This window comes from Leuconostoc mesenteroides subsp. mesenteroides ATCC 8293 (assembly GCF_000014445.1).
Taxonomy (GTDB): domain Bacteria; phylum Bacillota; class Bacilli; order Lactobacillales; family Lactobacillaceae; genus Leuconostoc; species Leuconostoc mesenteroides.
Map to the genome: position 1 here is coordinate 1,726,741 of NC_008531.1, position 19,264 is coordinate 1,746,004.

The following is a 19,264-nucleotide window of genomic DNA, read 5'->3' on the forward strand; positions in this document are numbered from 1 at the left end:
ATATAAAAAATTAAATAATTATAGGTTACTGAGGATATGAATAATAAAAAAGGATCTGTTATCAAAGAAATTAGGAAAATACGAGGAATATCTCAACAACGGTTGGGTGTTTTAATTGGATCACAATCAATGGTGTCTAGAATAGAGAACAATAAGACAGAACCAACTGATCACACCATACTTTTACTGTGTGACGCCCTAAACATTTCATTTGAAGAATATTTTTCGGCTGCTTTTGGAAAAAAAAAAACAACTTAAAAACCCTGACAACTGTTTTAAGTCAATATTATCAAGACAATGATCGTCAAAAATTGAATCAATTAACGCAATTATTACAAAATGATACAATCAAGAATCCTAGCGACCCATTCATGCGTCATTATTATTTAATGTCGCTGTCTACTTTGTATCACTTAGATTTCCTAGTCGCATCAATCGACGATCAGAATGAATTGATTGATTACTTTTTTAATATTAGTTACTGGCAGTTCTATGACTTATGTTTACTGGCGAATGTAGTTAACATGATACATGTTGAAAGAATCACACCTTACATATTTGACATACTTAAACAGTACGCTACGAATAATATGCCAACGGCATCCGTTGAAACTGTGAGCAAAATATTGATTAACGCTTTGGAAACAAGTATTATACAAAAAAAAGATGACTTTACTAGATATCTATTAGATAAAATTAAAAAATATAAATTTAACACCGATGACTTTAAGTTTCAAACGTGGCTACTATTTTGGACTGGGGTGTTTGAGAATAATAATAACAAAGTTAGGCACGCCTATAGTATTGCTACGTACCTACATCAAAATATTACTTTGAAAAATTTTGATAAGTTTTTAACAATTACTCAAACACCAAGTCCTTTTTTTGAAGACACTAAAAAAGACACACCTAAAAGCTAAACTCTTAGATGTATCCTTTATTAACTAATTATTATAGCTCTTGTTGGAAATCCATTGGTGTATAAAGTTTCAATAGTTTACTAAACACAAATTGTGCAATGAATCCTGCAATGATGGGAATAACCAACCATGCCAGAACTGCAATCGCTGGATTAATGAAGTGATTCATAACTGTTGAAGGTACAGTAGGATCTTTGACCATTGATTGAATTGGTGATACCAATCCAATATAACCAAATCCAGCTGTTGTTGGTGTTCCTTGGATATTAAACAACGCAACTGGAATACCAGAAATCGCGGCTGCTAACAAGAATGATAGCATTGTCACCGGCTTTGCAAAGACTGATGGCATCATACCTTTCATGGCACCTAATGCAATAGCAACTGTTACACCTGGCTTATTGACTTTCCATGAATTAATCAATAGCACAATGGTTGTAGCAACAACACCCATGGCAGCCGCACCAGATCCAATTCCTGATAGACTAATTGCCAAAGCAATTCCAACAGTTGAAACTGGTGTAATAATGATAATGGCAAAAGCCATTGCAATTAACATTGCCATAGGTATAGGTGCTAATTTAGTAAATGTTTCAACTAATTGACCAATCCAAGTAGTAACATCCCCGACATAAGGCGCAATCATTTTACCGACCAAACCAACGCCACCACCAACAAGGATAGGACTTAAAATAATAGCAACTGATCCAAATCCTTTTAGGTAGCGGGCAACAAGCCAAGTAACGAAAACCGCAATAGCGGAAACGATCATTGCATTGATCACATCACCAGCACCAGATGCTATATAAACGTTAGCAGGTGCTACAGAGTTGAGGCCAGTCACTGGATTAAGCCACCCCTTGGGTGCAACGGCCCACTTGATTGATCCAGAAGCTACGGCTGTCGCTATCGCAACAACACCAACATCTAAGCTCTTCATTTTGAACTGTAAAGCAACCGCCATACCAATCAAAAATGGAATCAATGATGTGAATAACGTTAAAATAGCACTCAAATTAGCGCCAAATGCTGTAGTACCCAGACCTGAATACTGAATGATGTACTTCATAACAGCTGATGGCAAAACACCAATTAAAATACCTTGCGCTGAACCTGACAAAACCTTAAAAAAGAAATCTTTCAAACGTAAATCAGTTTGACCACTAAACTCAACGGGGGCATTTTCTTTCGCTTTACGTGCATATTCTTCATTACGCAAATCCTGCGATTCTTTGGCAGACCACTTCTCGCCTTCTGCTTTGATAGACATACTATCATTTCCTCTTTTCAATTCATATTTGTGACACATCCCTCACTGCGCCACACTCTCTCCCAAAACTACGATACTATAATCAAAATTGTTTGATTATTCTTTCACAAACCCCTCGGATAAAAAATTCCCAAACACTGAATCTGGGAATTCCATCATATTAATATTCAACAGCAATAGCTGGCTTCTCACCCTTGGCGAAAGCAACTGCTGCATCAAATGATTGGTGAACCATTTCTAGAACAGCTTTAGTTGTATAGAAAGCCGTGTGTGGCGTAACCAATACATTTTCGCGTGCAATCAAGTCAGCAATCTTAGCATCTGGGAATTCTTTACCAGACCAATCTTCATTGAACAAGCCAACTTCATTTTCATAAACGTCCATACCGAAGTCTGAAATCTTACCAGAATTCAAACCATCAATAATAGCGTCAATGTCCATCAAATTACCACGCGCAGCGTTCATGATAACCACACCATCCTTCATCTTAGCAATAGCATCTGCATTGATTAGATGATGGTTTTCAGGTACACCAGGAACATACAATGAAATTGCATCAGCTTGTGCATATAATTCGTCTAATGTGTCAACGTACAAACCTTCTGCTTGTAATTCAGCATTTGGGTACTTGTCATAAGCAATAACCTTGGCCCCAAAGCCTTTCAAAATGTTAATAGCAACACGGCCAATATGACCTGTACCAATAACACCAACTGTTTGCATACGCATTTCACGTCCAATTGTTGGTGCCCAACGCAAGTCGTGCTTAGCAATTTTGGCATCCAATGCTTTCGTGCGACGTAGCAAACGAGATAATTGAATCATTGAGTGTTCTGCAATAGCATTTGGTGAATAAACAGGAACATTTGAAATGTTAAAGTTAAATTCACGTGCTGCATCAAAATCAATGTTATCTGTACCAACGTTACGCAATGACAAGTTAGTAACACCAACGTTAGCTAAAGCTGTCAATGTTTCACGTGTATAGTCCAATTGTTGATAAACAACAGCTGAATCTGATCCCTCAGCCAACTTAGCTGTTTCAGGTGTCAATAATTCTTGTGTGTAGTCCACTTCAATCTCTGGGTTAGCCGCTTTCCATTCTTCAAGTGATGGCTTTTCATCATCACGAATGCCGTAAGCAAAAATCTTCATAAGATCCTCCAAAATTTTATTTCATCTATAATTGTACCCTATTTCACGAGCTAACGCACGCGATTAAGCCCATATAATGCATAGATTTCAGAAAAAATTTCACCCCTTACAAATGACAGTCGTTAAGCAAATGTAACCCATTCCATTTTCTTTGCTTTAATCACTAATTAAAGCACTTTCTACTAACTATAACAATATGCCTACTAATAAAGTAACAAGCATCCCCATAAAAACGACAACTAAATTTTTAATGGCTAAAATGAATGTCTCTTTTTTGACAGGATGATTCACAAATGCACGTGCATTTTTGATAATAATCGGCAGTAAAATTAATAAAGTATAAGAAGTTGTTGGCAACCAGCCAACTAGTGTCACGAGTATAATTTCAACAAAAGCTAAAATTGCCCAAAAGACATATATTTTTTTCGCATTTTTAATGCCTATGTAGTGAACTAACGTATGTCGATCATTTGCTTGATCCTCATCATAATCAGCAATGTTATTAGCAAACATAATCTCTGCAATAAAAATAGTCAATGGTAAACTGACAATAAACCATTGAAACAGTACATTCCCTGTCGGCACCATGCGTGTGTTTACATATACTTGAGCCACGAAAATAAAATAGCCCATTGTTATTCCAGACACAATTTCACCAAATGGTGTATTTGTGATCGGTTTTGGTCCGGCAGAATAAAAATAACCAATTAAAAAACTAACAATTCCAATAATCCAAGTTATATAATCCGTTCGCAAAGCGACAATAACTCCTGCAAGCACTGCTATCAATGCCAGGCCTTCTGCAACATGCAATACTTGTTTATCAGTAATTGCTTCAACATCATCAGACTCCCTCAAAAAAGAGTTCTCTTTTTGGCGTTTATTATCCTCATAACGATTGAAAGTATTAACGGCTAAATGTACTGCAACCGTCGCAATAATTAACAATAGTGTATTCACCCAATTAACACGAGCATACTGCCACTGGCTATATGCTAAACCAACCAATAGTGGTGCAATACTCGGTACAACAACCCGAATCTCCACCAAGTCTAAAAACTGCTTATATGTCATCATTTTATAAATCCTCTGACATTTATTGTATCAGAAAACAAAAAACGACACCGCATCGTGTCGTTACAATAAATGTTAACTTTTGAATTAGTGTGTACTATCACTTACTTTCATACGGTGTTAAGCGAACTTTTCCGTCGATGTACTCGCCAACGAATATGTCATTAATACTGTCATAACCTTGATTTTGTACAATATCAGTTAACCATGACTCATCACGATCAATGATGTCCAATACATCCATGTTGATTTGCCCATCAAATATAATAGGATATTTCATATTCTCCTCACCGGCTAAGATTACTGTCAGCTGTCCATTTATTTCAAGCACAGCTCTTTTAACTTGAGACAAATCATAGACACTTTGTGATCGCAATTTAAACATTAAATCATTCGCTGATAAGCCAGAAGACAGGACGTTTTTGATGTTCACTTTTCCTCGTTCAATGACAACCTTAGGCTGACCATCAATTAATAGTTTAACGTAACGATTATGTTCTTTTAAAAACTTGAATGTCATTACTAACATTGTCCAAATAATCAATACAATTGTAAATTGAAAAACTGTGATGGTGTCTGAGTAAATAACTGCGCCAATAATACCACCCAAAACATAATTTTGAACCTGATCTAACGCGTTTGTCGGTGCTAAGTTGCCCTTTCCCATAACATTAATCTGAATTATTAAAGCTACTAACCCAATTGCTAGCTTAGTTAATATGGGTAGATAAATACTCATTTGACCACCTTCACTTTCGAGTTAATTAGGTATGCACGTGTCAGGCTATAAGACTGTTGATCAGCACTAATTGTGAGCCGATAGAACTTTTTGTCCATTTTTACTAACATACCATCACTCACTGTTGTCGAATTAAAATATAATTTATCTTTAGAAACACCTTGCGTTTTGGCAAACTTAGTTACAAAAGCAGCCATTTGTGTCTTCTGATCGTCCTGCGATTTAGCTTGCTGATAATCTGTATATCGTGCACCAGCTAGGAATAAAAAAAGCAACAACGCTATAATGCTTAATTCGCGATAGCGAGTTTGCAAACGATTTCTAACTGAAGCCACCGCACCGACTGCCATCAAAACAAAAACAACAACCATTAAATATTTACCAATAGTGTCGTTTATATTTGTTTGTTTTATTAAATAGTCAACGGAATAAAAATTCATCTCAAAATACCTCGTTAATTATCATACCATATCTCTAAAAAGCCATTGAATCGAATTCACAATGCTTGAAGCAACTATCAAAAAGCGATATATTATTTATATTATACTCATATAAATAAAAGGAGCTGCTATCTTGTTAACAGAAATTACAAATCAACAAATTAAAGATTTTCGTACAGCAACAGACGATAAACACAACAACATTATTCGTCGAGCTGTTACCAAAAATGGTATTCACAGCGCGAGTTTTGACCAAGAGATTGCAAATATTAACACACCAATATTCTCAATTGATCTAGACACTGGAAAAGTTGCTAACCAAAAGCAATCGGGGCGTTGCTGGATGTTTGCCGCCTTAAACACGATGCGCCATGATATTAAAGATAGGTTTCACATTAGTGATGAATTTCAACTTTCCCAAAGCTACACGTTGTTCTGGGACAAGTTTGAAAAAGCCAATTATTTTTATGAAAATGTTCTCAAAACGGCAACTGAGCCTCTTGACTCACGTCGCGTTTCCTTCTTATTGACTACGCCTCAACAAGACGGTGGACAGTGGGACATGATTGTCTCTATCATTGAAAAATACGGTCTGGTGCCACAAAGCATTTATCCTGAATCAAAAGCTTCTTCTGCCACTGCAGAACTCAACAACACGCTCAATACGCTTCTAAGACACGATGCAACTGTCCTGCGTGGGCTAGTGGCCCAGCAAGCCTCAAAAGACAAGATCTCTAATGCACGCAATGAAATGTTAGCTAACGTCTACCGCTTGTTGTCACTAACTTTGGGTGAGCCACCTGTTCAATTCGACTTTGAATACCGAGATGAGCTGCACAACTTCCACGTTGAACGTCAATTAACACCACAGGATTATTACCAAAAATTTGTTAGTTGGGACTTAGATGAGTATATTTCTGTCATTAACGCACCAACTGCTGACAAACCATTTGATGCCACTTATAATGTTGACATGTTGGGTAATGTTGTTGGTGGTCGTGACGTCAAACACCTTAATGTGGATATCAACAAAATGAAAGCATTCGCCATTTCACAACTCAAAGATGGTCAAAGTGTCTGGTTTGGTGTAGATATGGGTCCTCAAGTTGATCGAGAGAGTGGTCTCATGGCCAGCGGTATTTTTGCTTCCGATGATTTATTTAACGTTGACTCAACGATGACCAAAGCACAGCGTCTTGACTACGGCGAAAGTCTAATGACACACGCAATGGTCTTGACAGGTGTAGATTTAGATGAAAATGACCAACCAACAAAGTGGAAAGTCGAGAATTCTTGGGGCGAGAAAGTTGGTAAGAAAGGCTACTTCACAATGTCAGACGATTGGATGAGCGAATATGCTTATCAAATTGTTGTCAAGAAGGAATATCTAAGCTCAGAACTAGTCAATATTTATGATAATTCAAAGCCAACATTGTTGTCTCCATGGGATCCAATGGGTGCATTAGCTTAGAAAAAGATGAGGCGTCAATTTAAATATGACTCTAAAAGAACAGCTTCTTCAGATTAAACAAAATAGCCCTTCGATTATTTCTAACAAACTACTTTTTGAAATGGTTGAAAACATTGGCTCGTTAGATTCTGAATTACGAGACACACTCATCTACAGTCTCTTTTCTGACTGGACTACAACCGGGAAGTTATCAGTAAATCAAGAACAAAAGGTGTCGAGTTTCTTGCTTGATAACAGTTATCTATTACAAAATATCGATAATAAAAACGATAAACTAAGTATCTTTACTCGTAGCTTTGCAGCACTTTTTCTAGCCTCACTATCATACCGTCATAATAATCATTCATTTTTATCTCAAAGTCAACAACGTCAGATTATTGAACAAAGTATTGATTATATTCAGAACGAACATGATTTTCGTGGTCTAACAAATGATGGTTGGGCTCATGGCATTGCCCATATTGCAGATTTGCTCGATGAAGTTGTTGATTTCACTACTTTTACACACAATGACAGCATCCTTGTCATTAACGCCATCAAAAATATTTTACACAATTCATTTCTATTCACAGCTGATGAACCTGGTCGAATGGTCGTTCCAGTTCTGCATTTGATTAATAAAAATATAATATCCGATGATGAGCTTAATAATTGGATTACTTTGCTTAATGACCTCAAAGTTGATAACTTCAATGCTTATAGTAATGTTTCACTTTTCATGATCAAGTTACAAGCACATTTATTAATAGCGTACCCAGATTCGAATAAATTAGTTTCGTTAGTCAATTGCACAATTAAACAAAATTACCAGCGTTTCAAATATATATAACCAAATTCTTTAAAAAATAAGGAATACAAAAAGACCAATCTATTACAAGATCGGTCTTTTAATTTTACTAATAATATTACATCATACCTGGCATACCACCTTGTGGCATAGCAGCTGGTGCATCATCTTTTGGCTCTTCAGCAACGACAGCTTCTGTTGTCAACAACAATGCTGAAACAGAGGCGGCATTTTGCAATGCTGAACGTGTTACCTTAGTAGGGTCCACAATACCAGCGGCAATCATGTCTACCCACTCATCAGTAGCAGCGTTGTAACCAAATCCTTCTTTTTGTTCCTTCAACTTGTTAACAATCACTGATCCTTCTAAGCCAGCATTTTCAGCGATTTGACGAACAGGTGATTCCAATGCTTTAATAACAGTATTGATACCAGTTTGAACGTCGCCTTCTTCTGACAAAGCTGAAACAGCAGCAATAACATTTACCAAGGCTGTACCACCACCGGCAACGAAACCTTCTTCGACAGCAGCACGCGTTGCATTCAAAGCATCTTCAATGCGGTACTTACGTTCTTTCAATTCAGTTTCTGTGGCTGCACCAACGTTAATAACAGCGACACCACCAGCCAACTTTGCAAGACGTTCTTGCAACTTTTCACGATCAAAATCAGAAGTTGTTTCAGCAATTTGTTGCTTGATTGTATCAACACGAGATGCGACAGCACCCTTATCACCTGAACCTTCAACAATTGTTGTGTTATCCTTTGTGATGTTAATCTTTGAAGCTTGACCAAGTTGATCAATTGTAACATCCTTCAAATTCAAACCAAGATCTTCAGTAATTACTGTACCGCCAGTTAAGATAGCGATATCTTCCAATTGTGCCTTACGACGATCACCAAATCCTGGTGCCTTAACCGCAACAACATTGAATGTACCACGCATCTTGTTCAAAACTAATGTTGGCAAGGCTTCACCGGTAATATCATCAGCAATGATCAACAAAGCACGTCCTTGTTCAACAACACTTTGCAATACTGGCAAAATATCTTGAATGTTACCAATCTTCTTATCAGTAATCAAGATGTATGGATTATCTAGGTTAGCTTCCATTTTGTCATTGTCAGTCACCATGTATTGTGACATGTAACCACGATCGAATTGCATACCCTCAACAACATCAAGTGTTGTTTCGATACCCTTTGATTCTTCAATGGTGATCACACCGTCATTACCAACTTTATCCATTGCTTCAGCAATCAATTCACCAACTTCTTCATTGGCGGCTGAAATTGATGCAATTTGAGCAATTTCATCTTTAGTATTAACTGTGTGTGACATTTCATGCAGCTTTGCAACGGCTGCTGCAGTTGCTTTTTCAATGCCTGTTCGAATCCCAACTGGGTTGGCACCAGCAGTCACGTTCTTCAAACCTTCACCGACAATTGCTTGAGTCAAAACAGTAGCGGTTGTTGTACCATCACCTGCGATATCATTTGTCTTTGAAGCAACTTCAGCGACAAGCTTAGCGCCCATATTTTCAAAATGGTCTTCTAGTTCAATTGCTTTAGCAATTGTTACACCATCATTGGTAATGGTTGGTGCACCATATGATTGTTCCAAAACAACATTACGACCCTTTGGTCCAATAGTCGTTTTAACTGTATCAGCTAACTTGTCAACACCGGCCTTCATCTTTGCACGTGCATCTTCTGAAAACTTTAATTCTTTAGCCATGATTTAAATATCTCCTTTGATTTGATAATTATTCGACAACTGCAACTATGTCTTTTTCGTGCAATGCTAAGTAATCTTGCCCTTCAAATGACACTTCTTGTCCTGCATACTTATCAAACAAGACTTCATCACCGACTTTAACTGTCAAATCACGGACTGTGCCATCATTTAAGACATAACCCGTACCCGCAGCTACAACTTTACCAGTAACAGGCTTGTCCTTGGCATTACTTGCCAAAACAATCCCACCGACAGTTTCTTCTGCAGCTTCCGTTACTTCAATAATCACACGATCACCCAATGGCTTCAACATGGATTCATACCTCCGAGATTTTCTTTTTTAGCACTCTTTAAACGTGAGTGCTAATTACAATTTTAAGTATAACACTATCATCAAAAATGTCAACAAAAAAGACGTGATCTAGTTGTCACGTCATCAAAGAAAAGTCCCTCCATGCGCCTCAGAAATATCATAAGCGATCGTAAAAGCCTCCGGATCAACTTGATGAATGCCACGCAAAAAATGATTATACTCATGATTATCAAGGACCACCATCAACATTTCACGTCCATCACCCATATAACCGCCACGAACATCCATAATTGTGAAGCCCTTGTCACCATCAAGCAAATATTTTTTCAAATCATCAATGCGATCATTTGTTGTAATGTAGACCATTTTACGACGATCCAAACCAGTTTCGATATAGTTCATCACAACCGCAGTAATAACTAATGAAAAAAGCGCCAAAATCAGTGCTTCTAACCCTTGCGTTACCAAGTTCCCTAACGAAACAACTGTATCAATTGCCAGCAGAGATAAAGCTGGTGAAATGCGAAAATACTTCTTAAAAATCATCGGAGGCACTGCAGTTCCACCACTAGAAGCATCAATTCGATAAAGTAATGCTACACCAACAGCAAAAATACTACCACCAACAAGCACCGCAAAGGTTCGATCTTGTAAAACTTGAAAACTTGGTGTAACTTTCAATAACACCGGCAAAACAATACTGCCAAAAGCAATTCGCGCTGTGGTACCACGATCCAAAAAAACAGCTGCCAAAACAATCATAATCAAATTGACGATCAACACAGTAGCTGCTCGATCAAAACCCACCAATTCGTTAATTAAAATAGCCAATCCAGTTGCGCCACCAGCAGCAACTTTTGCCGGTGCATAAAAAAAGTTAATGCTGATTGCTACGATTTCGAGTGCCATTACAATAACAATATAACGTAGTGCTTGATAGTTTTTAAGTATTTTCATTTAATATCCTCATTGTTTGTGGCATTCATTTATTTGCGTTTGAATCGTGACCGAATAGTATCCCATAAGGATGCAGTTCGTAATATTTTGTCGTTTCCTAGATGCTCACGCATCACTTTAAGTAAACTGCCCGACGACTTAGCAGAAAAATCTAAATCAATTTTATCTGTTTTAATTTTAAATCGGCGACTAACTCGATTCCCTGTGACGTGTACGTAGACAGCGCTTATGTTTTTCCAAGGAATTTGAATATAATCTTCAACATTATTATCATTAAAGAACTCGAACGCCTGATCTCCTACTAAAATCTTACCATACTTCGCCCCAATACCTAGATAAGAAATGCCTTGCGTTGTATATTCTGCTTTTGCGTTTAAAGACTGTACCATGAATATGTTCCCCTATTATTTTCTATGTACCATTAAAAGTGCTTGCCAGATTGACAAGCACTTTTAACATGAATGCTATTACATTATGTTTAAGGCATGCATTACGATACCAAAGATAAAGATACCAATAATCATAACGATTGGTGATACTTTTTTCTTCAACAACCACATTGCCAAGAATGTCAGTAAGAGTCCCATCAACCCAGGAATCAAACTGTCTAAGTTACTCTGTAACGTATTAGGGGCTAACTTTGTCAATGATAATCCGGAAGCTTGCTCACCTAAGATCTTCTGCAACTGTGCGCCGGTAACATTCCCATTTGGGAAATTAATGTAGGCACCCTTTGCCAACTTCTTTGCTGGCAGTTCAAGAATAAATTTGATCGATACCCAGCGCTCAACCAAGACAGCCAAGATGAACATACCAAGTATTGAAGCACCCTTTGTAATGTCCTTCAATAACCCACCAGACAAATCTTGCGTAATGGCACTTCCAGCTTTATAACCAAATTCTTGTGTATACCACAAGAATGCCATACGAATAATGTTCCAAAGAACAAAGAATAAAATTGGTCCCAGAATATTACCACTAATTGCCAATGATGCACCCAGTGCACCCAGAATTGGTCGGATTGTGAACCAAAAGACCGGATCACCAATACCTGCCAAAGGACCCATCATACCAATCTTAACACCCTGAATAGCAGTATCATCAATTGGCGCACCATTGGCACGTTCTTCTTCCAAAGCTAATGTCACACCAAGAATAGGTGAAGCAACATAAGGATGCGTATTGAAGAATTCCAAATGGCGCTGCAAGGCTAGCGCACGATCTTCTTTTGACTTATACAATTTTTTGATCGCAGGAATCATGGAATAAGCCCATCCAACGTTTTGCATACGTTCATAGTTCCAAGAACCTTGGAGGAATTGTGAACGCCATGCAACTGACATACGATCTCTTTTAGTTAATTCAATTTTTCTTTCAGCCATCATCTTGCCCCTTTCTAGTACTTGTTCAAAATGTCGCCGACTGGATCACTACCACCGCCGCCATTTGAACCGTTACTGTTACCACCCATTTTTGACAAGTTGATGTAGATCAAAGCAAGTGCAACACCAATTGCTCCTAACGCGATCAACGTTAGTTCACTAACAGCTGCTAACGCAAAACCAATAGCGAAGAATGGCCATACTTCACGAGTTGCCATCATGTTAATAACTAATGCATAACCAACGGCGACAACCATTCCACCACCTATAGCCATGCCACCAGTTAACCATTCTGGCATAGATGTCAAAGCTGCTCTCACTGCCGCAGCAGGTACAGCAATTAAAATAGCAGCAGGTACAGCTATACGTAGACCTTGTAGTACAAGTGCAAATAGATGCAAGCGTTCAATAGTACCAATTTTTCCTTCTTTAGCAGCAGCATCAGCTCCGTGAGTCAATCCAACCGCAACAGTACGAACAAGCATTGTCAGGAACAAACCAGCAACAGCCAAAGGAATAGCTGAAGCTACGGCCACTGAGATTCCTGTACTAGAGAAATCGCCACCTTTAACCATAATGATTGAGGAAGCTACTGAGGCCAAGGCCACATCAGGGGCAACAGCCGCACCAATATTAGCCCAACCTAAGGCGATCATTTGCAATGTACCACCTAAAATTATACCCGCTGTCAGATGACCAGTTACTAAACCAATTAGCGTGGCTGAAACTAGCGGTTGATGAATTTGAAATTCATCCAGAATACCTTCCATACCTGCAAAGAAGGCAATGATTACGACTAAAACTATCGCAATAACAGACATATTAGACACCTTTCTTAATTAAACATTTTACATGTCAAATTATTTAACATTTGCTTTCTTGATTAAATCAAACAAGTTAGCCTTACTATCATTAGGCACTTTTCGAACATCAAATTCAACGCCTAAGTCGCGTAACTTTTCAAAAGTGGCAACATCATTTTTATCCATAGACAAAACTTTGTTGACCATTGTTTTTCCTTCTGAATGTGCCATTGAACCAACATTCAATGACTTAATCGGTACGCCACCTTCTACAGCAGTTAACACATCTTCAACCGTTTCAAACAGCAGGAATGCGTCAACACCACCAAAGCGATCGTCCTTAGCCACCTCAATCATTTTACTGATTGGTACAATATTTGCGCGCACATTGTTAGGCGCAGCTTGTTGGATCAAGCTCTTACGCAGCTCATCCTTGGCCACCGCATCTGAAACAACAATAATACGATTTGCTTTTGAATCAGGTGTCCAAGCCGTGGCCACTTGCCCATGAAGTAAACGTGTGTCCAAACGGGCTAGCTTAATATTGATGTGTCCTTCTTTTAAGCCAACAATTTTTTCGGAGGTTTTAGCTTCCGTTTCTTCTTTGGCTTCTGGAACTGACTTCACACCATCCTTAGCAACTGGAACCAAATACGTAGCCAATCCAGCGGCTGTATCTTGGCTCAAACGGCCAGCATAGGCTTCAATTAACATTGGTAAATTCAACCCTGCAATGATAGCCATTTTTTCTGGATTTTGCTTCTGAATTAAACTAGCGCGGTTAAATGGTGATCCTCCCCACAAATCAACTAAAAATAGGATTTGATCATCATTATTAAACTTCGCCAATGCCTCCTGGTAATGCTTATCTAAATCGTCTGGCCCTTCGTTAGGCAAAAATGTAACAACTTCAACATTTTCTTGTTCACCGAAAATCATTGAACCTGACATCAGTATGCCTTTAGCAAAGTCTCCATGACTGGCAATAATTAGATTAACCATCCGGTTATCTCCTTCTCATTAAAATACTTACTATATGATTATAACGGAACAAAACAGTTTTGTAAACGCTTTCAAGTAAGTTTTTTGTTACCGTTTACATATTTAATTATAATCCTAGTTTACCAAAAAGTACAAGCTTTCACTTTTTCTTACATACCTTGTATTTTCTTTTCATAAAATAGTTTTTCAAAAGGTAAATTGTGATGAAAACTAATGAAATAATAACTTACAATCTAGCGACATTTTCTAAATTCATCTCACAAATACGTCTTTATTTGTTGTTGTAGGTGTGACAAAACTGCGTATGAGCGTCATATCACCATTTAATCGGTAGTTTTTTGCATCACTCAAAACTATAAAACTATCACCTTTTTTGATTTGATCGGCATCAATAAAACCGGACCCTTCGATCACCGTAAACAGTTCATAATGGTGAGTTAGTTCAAACAATGATGGACCGCGAACCAACAACTTATCTATGGTAAATTTTGTTGCTACTACCAAACGTTCAATGACAGTTTGGTCAACAATCGTGGTATCTTGAATTAAGGTAGGATCTACATGAGGTACAGTAGTGACTGCTAAGGCCTCTTCAATTTGAAGCGGACGCTTTTCTTTTGTGGCGGCATCAATTCGATCAAAGTCGTAGAATCGATAAGTTGTGTCAGAACTCTGTTGTATCTCAAGAGCAATAATACCGGCCCCTAAAGCGTGAAATGTACCAGAAGCGACATAAAAGAAATCTCCCTTCTGCACTGGAATTGTGCGTAATAACTTGTCCCATTCTTTTTGATCAACCATCTTTTTAAGTTCATCTCGTGTTTTCGCATGATGACCATAATATATTTTAGAACCTGGCTTTGCATCTAAAATATACCAACTTTCTGTTTTGCCAAATTTTTCGTGAGACTGTTTATCATTCGGATGAACCTGAATTGATAGATTTTCATGGGCATCCAAAATTTTCACTAATAGTGGAAATGCTTCATCACGTCCATGACCACCAAACAATTCTGGATGATCTTGCCAAACTCGACTCAATCCTTGACCTGCTAATTTCCCGTTAATTACAGTAGATTGTCCATTGCTATGGGCAGCAATTGTCCAAGCCTCCCCAGTGTGATCACTCGGGATTTTATAATTAAAGTCTTCCAAGGCGTTTCCACCCCACATCTTTTCATGTAACTCTGCTTGTAAATGTAATATTGTCATAATGTAATCGCTTTCATTTTTATTCAAAAAAATTTTATTTTAGGTTAAATCCTTTATCTTTAGCATACTGCGTCAATAATGGTGTTGTTTTTCGTTCACGAGTTAACATTCGGGCATTGTTTTCTGTCCAAGAACGTTCAATACCTCGATTCGCATAATATTCAACCATCACTTTATTATACGCGGAAACTGACTCTTCTAGCTGTACTTGATTATAGCGATCTTTCATCAAAAATCCGCTTTCACCAAGTTTTGGCTTAATACCAGGATTATCCGCCGGATGACCAATTGAAAAGCCCATCACTGCTTTCACATAGCGTGGCAAGTTGAGATGCTCTTCGTAAATTTCAAAGGCCCCTAATGCACCAGCCATGGTCACACTACCTAATCCCAGCGATTCAGCAGCGACTTGAGCCCGTCCAAGAGCAATGCCGGCACTCACAATACCACCTTCAAGTAATGCATAGCTCTGTATGTTCTCTTCTGCCTGGCGGCGCTGCTCATTGTTTAAGCCTATTAAATCTTTATTGTAGTCAACTGTTACAACAAAGTATCTTGCCGCAGTTTCAATATATTTCATGCCTACCTTAGTGGTAATATCAGCTTTTATATCTTGTGATGTAATTTCTATAAAAGTTACTGGTTGGTAATTATTCATATTAGGCCCAGCAGTTGCCGCACGAATAATTTCTGAAACCTGTTGATCAGAGACCATTTCATCTGTAAAGGAACGTATGGACATATGTTGATTAAGCACATCTAAGGTTGGGTTAGACATAGTAAAATCCTTTCATGAAACCAAATAATATTCATAACTAGATAGTACCATAAAATTATGATAAAATAATAAAATATTAATTGGAGAAATTTATGCAATTCGGGAAGTTTCGATTAGGATTACGTACATTAAAGACTGCTCTAGCCGTTATGCTAATCATCACGTCATTTTATTTTTTTAATCGTCCGCCTTTTGTTGCGTGTTTAGCGGCAGTTTTTGCACTGCGAGAAAGTTGGGATAAAACGCTCAACTTTGCCAAAGTACGGTTGATTTCTAACACAGTCGGTGGTGCTTTTGCGCTATTTTATTTCATTGTTCACCAACAAACACATCAAGCTGCCTGGGTTTCCATGATTCTTTTACCTCTACTTGTTATTGTTGTAATTGTTTTATTAGATGGCTTCAACTACAATAGTGGTGTTATTGGGGCCATGGCTGCCTTATTAATGATTTCATTAAACATTCCAGCTGGTGCAACCATAGTTTATGTCATTGATCGTATCATTGATACTTTCATCGGTGTGGTCATAGCAATCGCGATTAACCGATTCTGGTCACCAAAAAAAGCGACGTGAGCCGCTTTTTTAAATACCTAAATATTGCTCAATTGTCTTCAAAACGCCATCGTTTGTGTTCACATCGACGGCTTTTTTAGTTACTCTTTGTTGCATAAACGGCTCCGCATTAGGCATCACGAACCCATTTTCGTATTTAGTCAGCATCTCTAAATCATTGCCATTATCGCCAAACACCATTACTTCACTATCTAAAACATTGTAGTAATCTTGCAAAACTTGTAGTCCGGCTGCCTTATCCACACCTTTTCCTAAAACATCAACAGAGCCAAATCCTGACCCAGTTGCATGCAATTCGTTGCCAAAAATATTTCTCAGCGCAGACACATGTTGATGCACTTCATTATTTGGCCACACAAAAGTAATACCCAAAATGTGATCATCAACTTGCATTAATTTTTCAACTTGCTTGACGTTGGGATAAAATTGAAAAACCATTTCCGCGACTTGACCTGTCGCATGGTTAGACACATATGTTCCTTTATCACCTGTCATGATAATAATGTTTTCCGCTGACTCCGGATTTTTAGCATTCCAGTCAATGACCTTTTCTAATTGATTAGCTGACAAATGTACTGAATACAATTGTTGTTCAAATGTTGATACAACTGCACCATTGGAACCAACAAAATCCATTTCAAAGCCATTATTAATTGTTGGGGCAAACAATTGTTGTAGATTTTTAACTTGACGCCCTGAAGCCGCAACAAAACGCATATCGCGTGTCTCCATAATTGATAAAACGCGTTCAAATCTAGCTTGACTATATTCATCATTTGCCGTTAAAAACGTGCCATCCATGTCCGACGCAATTAATTTAATTGACATTACTTGTCTCCTACTCGTAAATACTATCTTTCAATTGTACCAAAAAAGCGCCGTTAAGCGCTAATTTCATTCAAATTGTTTAAGATATTCTTGATAACCAGATTCATCAATTACCCAATCTAGTTCACCAATGTACTCAGCATGGGGATCATGGTAAGCAAATTCATGCTTAAATTTGTACAATCCATCTGAATTATCAAATTCACCAATGCCACCAAAATCGTACTCAACTTTGCCTAATTCAAGTCCCCATTTGAGCATTTCGTATTGGATAGCAGCAGGCGCATTATGCTTTCCAAATTCACGGTATGAACCAGCGTACATGTACCAAATCTCATCGCCATAAGAGAATCCAAGGCCACTGGCAATAACTTGATCTTCATAATGCGCTAGATAAACACGGAATAATCCCGTACCAGCCCATAATTTTTGCATTCGTAAGAAATAGTCAATTGGTCGATGGGTAATGCCATGGCTCTTCGCCATCGACACATATGTATCAAACAATGCGCGAATGTCTTCTTCACCATCACCACTTGTAACAGTAACCCCGTCACGAAAAGCACGACGAATATCATTTCTGACTTTCGGCTTAAAATGAAGCATTAACTCATCTTCATTTGTAATGGGCTTAGCCCCTTCACCGCGACCATCATAGTACAAAACAACATTCTTACGTGGTTGAATGTTCCCATGCATATGCTTAACTTGTTTATTTCTTGTTTTAAATCCAGCATCAAGATACTTTTGATTTAATGCATCAGAATATGACACCTCAGGATCCATACGTACCAAAAATACATTATCTGGCAAAGCCGTCAATGCTTCATTAATCATTGACTTAATCAAGTCAATGTCCTCAACATCAGCTACTGGCCCTCGGCCAACATAAGCTAATAGTTTTCCTGGTACTGCTTCGACGGTTAAAACGGACATAGCGGCATCAATTTTTCCGTCAGTTTCGTGGTAAACATAAATGTGTCCCCAGTTAGATTTCAACTCTCCCCACAATGGATCTTGTGTTACTTGTCCACGGGGATTTTCACGAACGAATTGCTGATAATCAGTTACTTTTTTGGAATCATCTAAATTTAAAATAGTCATGTGAAATTATAGTCCTGTCGTAATTGAGCCGTAGTTTTCGATGAAATAAACTAACGTCTGTAATTCATTTGTTAAGTCAACGTTTTGCACACGAACACCAGTTGGAACAGTCACACGTACTGGTGTAAAGTTCAAAATACCTTTGACACCCGTTTCGACTAACTGGTTGGTAATTTCTTGTGCAACACCTTGTGGAACCGTTAGAATGGCAATATTGATACGTTGTGCTGTTATTTGCTCTTGTAACTCTTCCATTGAATAAATTGGCACACCTGACAAAATTGTGCCTGTACGCTTTTCGTCTGCATCAAATGCTGCTGCAATACGCATATTTGATGATTGATGGAAATTAAAGTTTAATAAAGCTTGTCCAAGATTACCAGCACCGATTAAAGCCACATTAATTAAGCTGTCTTGGTCCAATACATTGGCGAAAAAATCTAAAAGCGCTTTGACATCATAACCGTAGCCACGCTTACCTAGCGCACCAAAATATGAAAAATCTCGACGAATTGTTGCCGCATCGAACTTAATAGCTTCACTCAACTCTGAGGAAGAAATCCGTTCCTTGCCAGCATCATGTAAAAATGTTAGATAACGAAAATATATAGGTAGCCGCTTAGCAGTTGCACGCGGTATTTTAGGTTGTTGAGTCATAATTATCTCCATTAATTAAACTTGTGAACTTTTGCATAACTAGTATACCATATATAAA

Annotated in this window: 22 protein-coding genes; 5 read left to right on the forward strand and 17 right to left on the reverse strand. The window is 38.0% G+C overall.

What is annotated here, in order from left to right; translation table 11 throughout:
- Positions 1-36: 36 nt before the first annotated feature.
- A complete protein-coding gene (locus LEUM_RS08545; RefSeq protein ID WP_011680354.1) occupies positions 37-258 on the forward strand; it encodes a helix-turn-helix domain-containing protein in 222 nt (73 codons plus the stop codon).
- Between the two features lie 53 nt (positions 259-311).
- Complete coding sequence (locus LEUM_RS08550) at positions 312-920, forward strand: Rgg family transcriptional regulator (RefSeq protein ID WP_011680355.1); 609 nt, start codon at positions 312-314, stop codon at positions 918-920.
- A gap of 31 nt (positions 921-951) precedes the next feature.
- Here LEUM_RS08550 and LEUM_RS08555 read toward each other — a convergent pair whose 3' ends face one another.
- From LEUM_RS08555 to LEUM_RS08575, 5 genes are all read right to left on the reverse strand, one after another.
- Positions 952-2,190, reverse strand: a complete 1,239-nt coding sequence (locus LEUM_RS08555) for a PTS sugar transporter subunit IIC (RefSeq protein WP_011680356.1) — start codon at positions 2,188-2,190, stop codon at positions 952-954.
- A 160-nt stretch (positions 2,191-2,350) separates the two neighbouring features.
- Complete coding sequence (locus tag LEUM_RS08560; RefSeq protein WP_011680357.1) at positions 2,351-3,346, reverse strand: D-2-hydroxyacid dehydrogenase; 996 nt, start codon at positions 3,344-3,346, stop codon at positions 2,351-2,353.
- 186 nt (positions 3,347-3,532) lie between these two features.
- Positions 3,533-4,420, reverse strand: a complete 888-nt coding sequence (locus LEUM_RS08565) for a prenyltransferase (protein WP_025268464.1) — start codon at positions 4,418-4,420, stop codon at positions 3,533-3,535.
- Positions 4,421-4,520: 100 nt separating this feature from the next.
- Entirely contained in the window at positions 4,521-5,159 is a 639-nt protein-coding gene (locus LEUM_RS08570) for a DUF421 domain-containing protein (RefSeq protein WP_011680358.1), read from the reverse strand.
- Positions 5,156-5,599, reverse strand: a complete 444-nt coding sequence (locus LEUM_RS08575) for a DUF3290 domain-containing protein (protein ID WP_011680359.1) — start codon at positions 5,597-5,599, stop codon at positions 5,156-5,158. The genes LEUM_RS08570 and LEUM_RS08575 overlap by 4 nt, the downstream gene beginning before the upstream one ends.
- Before the next feature lie 133 nt (positions 5,600-5,732).
- Here LEUM_RS08575 and LEUM_RS08580 point away from each other — a divergent pair, with 133 nt between their 5' ends.
- Both LEUM_RS08580 and LEUM_RS08585 read left to right on the forward strand, forming a co-directional pair.
- Positions 5,733-7,070 (forward strand): C1 family peptidase, encoded by a 1,338-nt coding sequence (locus tag LEUM_RS08580; protein WP_011680360.1) that lies wholly within the window; start codon positions 5,733-5,735, stop codon positions 7,068-7,070.
- Positions 7,071-7,095: 25 nt separating this feature from the next.
- Positions 7,096-7,899: a DUF2785 domain-containing protein gene (locus LEUM_RS08585; protein ID WP_011680361.1), complete on the forward strand. Its 804-nt coding sequence runs from the start codon at positions 7,096-7,098 to the stop codon at positions 7,897-7,899.
- Positions 7,900-7,975: 76 nt separating this feature from the next.
- Here LEUM_RS08585 and groL read toward each other — a convergent pair whose 3' ends face one another.
- From groL to LEUM_RS08630, 9 genes are all read right to left on the reverse strand, one after another.
- Positions 7,976-9,595, reverse strand: a complete 1,620-nt coding sequence (gene groL / locus LEUM_RS08590; protein ID WP_011680362.1) for a chaperonin GroEL — start codon at positions 9,593-9,595, stop codon at positions 7,976-7,978.
- Positions 9,596-9,623: 28 nt separating this feature from the next.
- Positions 9,624-9,908, reverse strand: a complete 285-nt coding sequence (gene groES, locus LEUM_RS08595) for a co-chaperone GroES (protein WP_002815782.1) — start codon at positions 9,906-9,908, stop codon at positions 9,624-9,626.
- 123 nt (positions 9,909-10,031) lie between these two features.
- The gene (locus tag LEUM_RS08600; RefSeq protein ID WP_011680363.1) at positions 10,032-10,865 is read right to left on the reverse strand and encodes a YitT family protein; all 834 of its coding nucleotides are present in this window, start codon (positions 10,863-10,865) and stop codon (positions 10,032-10,034) included.
- 29 nt (positions 10,866-10,894) lie between these two features.
- Positions 10,895-11,254 (reverse strand): DUF956 family protein, encoded by a 360-nt coding sequence (locus LEUM_RS08605; protein WP_010294620.1) that lies wholly within the window; start codon positions 11,252-11,254, stop codon positions 10,895-10,897.
- A 78-nt stretch (positions 11,255-11,332) separates the two neighbouring features.
- Positions 11,333-12,247, reverse strand: coding sequence for a PTS system mannose/fructose/sorbose family transporter subunit IID (locus LEUM_RS08610; protein ID WP_011680364.1), 915 nt, complete (start codon positions 12,245-12,247; stop codon positions 11,333-11,335).
- 14 nt (positions 12,248-12,261) lie between these two features.
- Entirely contained in the window at positions 12,262-13,068 is an 807-nt protein-coding gene (locus LEUM_RS08615) for a PTS mannose/fructose/sorbose transporter subunit IIC (RefSeq protein ID WP_011680365.1), read from the reverse strand.
- Between the two features lie 39 nt (positions 13,069-13,107).
- Positions 13,108-14,052: a mannose/fructose/sorbose PTS transporter subunit IIA gene (locus LEUM_RS08620; protein ID WP_011680366.1), complete on the reverse strand. Its 945-nt coding sequence runs from the start codon at positions 14,050-14,052 to the stop codon at positions 13,108-13,110.
- 252 nt (positions 14,053-14,304) lie between these two features.
- Positions 14,305-15,264: a type I phosphomannose isomerase catalytic subunit gene (locus LEUM_RS08625; protein ID WP_011680367.1), complete on the reverse strand. Its 960-nt coding sequence runs from the start codon at positions 15,262-15,264 to the stop codon at positions 14,305-14,307.
- A gap of 34 nt (positions 15,265-15,298) precedes the next feature.
- The gene (locus LEUM_RS08630) at positions 15,299-16,042 is read right to left on the reverse strand and encodes a nitroreductase family protein (RefSeq protein ID WP_011680368.1); all 744 of its coding nucleotides are present in this window, start codon (positions 16,040-16,042) and stop codon (positions 15,299-15,301) included.
- Between the two features lie 92 nt (positions 16,043-16,134).
- On the opposite strand from LEUM_RS08630, the gene LEUM_RS08635 reads away from it, so the two are divergent.
- Positions 16,135-16,617 (forward strand): FUSC family protein, encoded by a 483-nt coding sequence (locus LEUM_RS08635; RefSeq protein ID WP_011680369.1) that lies wholly within the window; start codon positions 16,135-16,137, stop codon positions 16,615-16,617.
- Between the two features lie 9 nt (positions 16,618-16,626).
- Here LEUM_RS08635 and LEUM_RS08640 read toward each other — a convergent pair whose 3' ends face one another.
- From LEUM_RS08640 to LEUM_RS08650, 3 genes are all read right to left on the reverse strand, one after another.
- Positions 16,627-17,445: an HAD-IIB family hydrolase gene (locus LEUM_RS08640; RefSeq protein ID WP_011680370.1), complete on the reverse strand. Its 819-nt coding sequence runs from the start codon at positions 17,443-17,445 to the stop codon at positions 16,627-16,629.
- 66 nt (positions 17,446-17,511) lie between these two features.
- A complete protein-coding gene (locus LEUM_RS08645) occupies positions 17,512-18,549 on the reverse strand; it encodes a lipid II:glycine glycyltransferase FemX (RefSeq protein WP_011680371.1) in 1,038 nt (345 codons plus the stop codon).
- Between the two features lie 6 nt (positions 18,550-18,555).
- Positions 18,556-19,206 (reverse strand): redox-sensing transcriptional repressor Rex, encoded by a 651-nt coding sequence (locus LEUM_RS08650; RefSeq protein WP_011680372.1) that lies wholly within the window; start codon positions 19,204-19,206, stop codon positions 18,556-18,558.
- Between the last annotated feature and the right edge of the window lie 58 nt (positions 19,207-19,264).

Coding starts and splice junctions, on each gene's coding strand:
- LEUM_RS08545 (WP_011680354.1), top strand. CDS start 37: ATGAATAATAAAAAAGGATCTGTTATCAAAGAAATTAGGAAAATACGA.
- LEUM_RS08555 (WP_011680356.1), bottom strand. CDS start 2,190: ATGTCTATCAAAGCAGAAGGCGAGAAGTGGTCTGCCAAAGAATCGCAG.
- LEUM_RS08560 (WP_011680357.1), bottom strand. CDS start 3,346: ATGAAGATTTTTGCTTACGGCATTCGTGATGATGAAAAGCCATCACTT.
- LEUM_RS08565 (WP_025268464.1), bottom strand. CDS start 4,420: ATGACATATAAGCAGTTTTTAGACTTGGTGGAGATTCGGGTTGTTGTA.
- LEUM_RS08570 (WP_011680358.1), bottom strand. CDS start 5,159: ATGAGTATTTATCTACCCATATTAACTAAGCTAGCAATTGGGTTAGTA.
- LEUM_RS08575 (WP_011680359.1), bottom strand. CDS start 5,599: ATGAATTTTTATTCCGTTGACTATTTAATAAAACAAACAAATATAAAC.
- LEUM_RS08585 (WP_011680361.1), top strand. CDS start 7,096: ATGACTCTAAAAGAACAGCTTCTTCAGATTAAACAAAATAGCCCTTCG.
- groL (WP_011680362.1), bottom strand. CDS start 9,595: ATGGCTAAAGAATTAAAGTTTTCAGAAGATGCACGTGCAAAGATGAAG.
- groES (WP_002815782.1), bottom strand. CDS start 9,908: ATGTTGAAGCCATTGGGTGATCGTGTGATTATTGAAGTAACGGAAGCT.
- LEUM_RS08600 (WP_011680363.1), bottom strand. CDS start 10,865: ATGAAAATACTTAAAAACTATCAAGCACTACGTTATATTGTTATTGTA.
- LEUM_RS08605 (WP_010294620.1), bottom strand. CDS start 11,254: ATGGTACAGTCTTTAAACGCAAAAGCAGAATATACAACGCAAGGCATT.
- LEUM_RS08610 (WP_011680364.1), bottom strand. CDS start 12,247: ATGGCTGAAAGAAAAATTGAATTAACTAAAAGAGATCGTATGTCAGTT.
- LEUM_RS08615 (WP_011680365.1), bottom strand. CDS start 13,068: ATGTCTGTTATTGCGATAGTTTTAGTCGTAATCATTGCCTTCTTTGCA.
- LEUM_RS08620 (WP_011680366.1), bottom strand. CDS start 14,052: ATGGTTAATCTAATTATTGCCAGTCATGGAGACTTTGCTAAAGGCATA.
- LEUM_RS08625 (WP_011680367.1), bottom strand. CDS start 15,264: ATGACAATATTACATTTACAAGCAGAGTTACATGAAAAGATGTGGGGT.
- LEUM_RS08630 (WP_011680368.1), bottom strand. CDS start 16,042: ATGTCTAACCCAACCTTAGATGTGCTTAATCAACATATGTCCATACGT.
- LEUM_RS08635 (WP_011680369.1), top strand. CDS start 16,135: ATGCAATTCGGGAAGTTTCGATTAGGATTACGTACATTAAAGACTGCT.
- LEUM_RS08640 (WP_011680370.1), bottom strand. CDS start 17,445: ATGTCAATTAAATTAATTGCGTCGGACATGGATGGCACGTTTTTAACG.
- LEUM_RS08645 (WP_011680371.1), bottom strand. CDS start 18,549: ATGACTATTTTAAATTTAGATGATTCCAAAAAAGTAACTGATTATCAG.
- LEUM_RS08650 (WP_011680372.1), bottom strand. CDS start 19,206: ATGACTCAACAACCTAAAATACCGCGTGCAACTGCTAAGCGGCTACCT.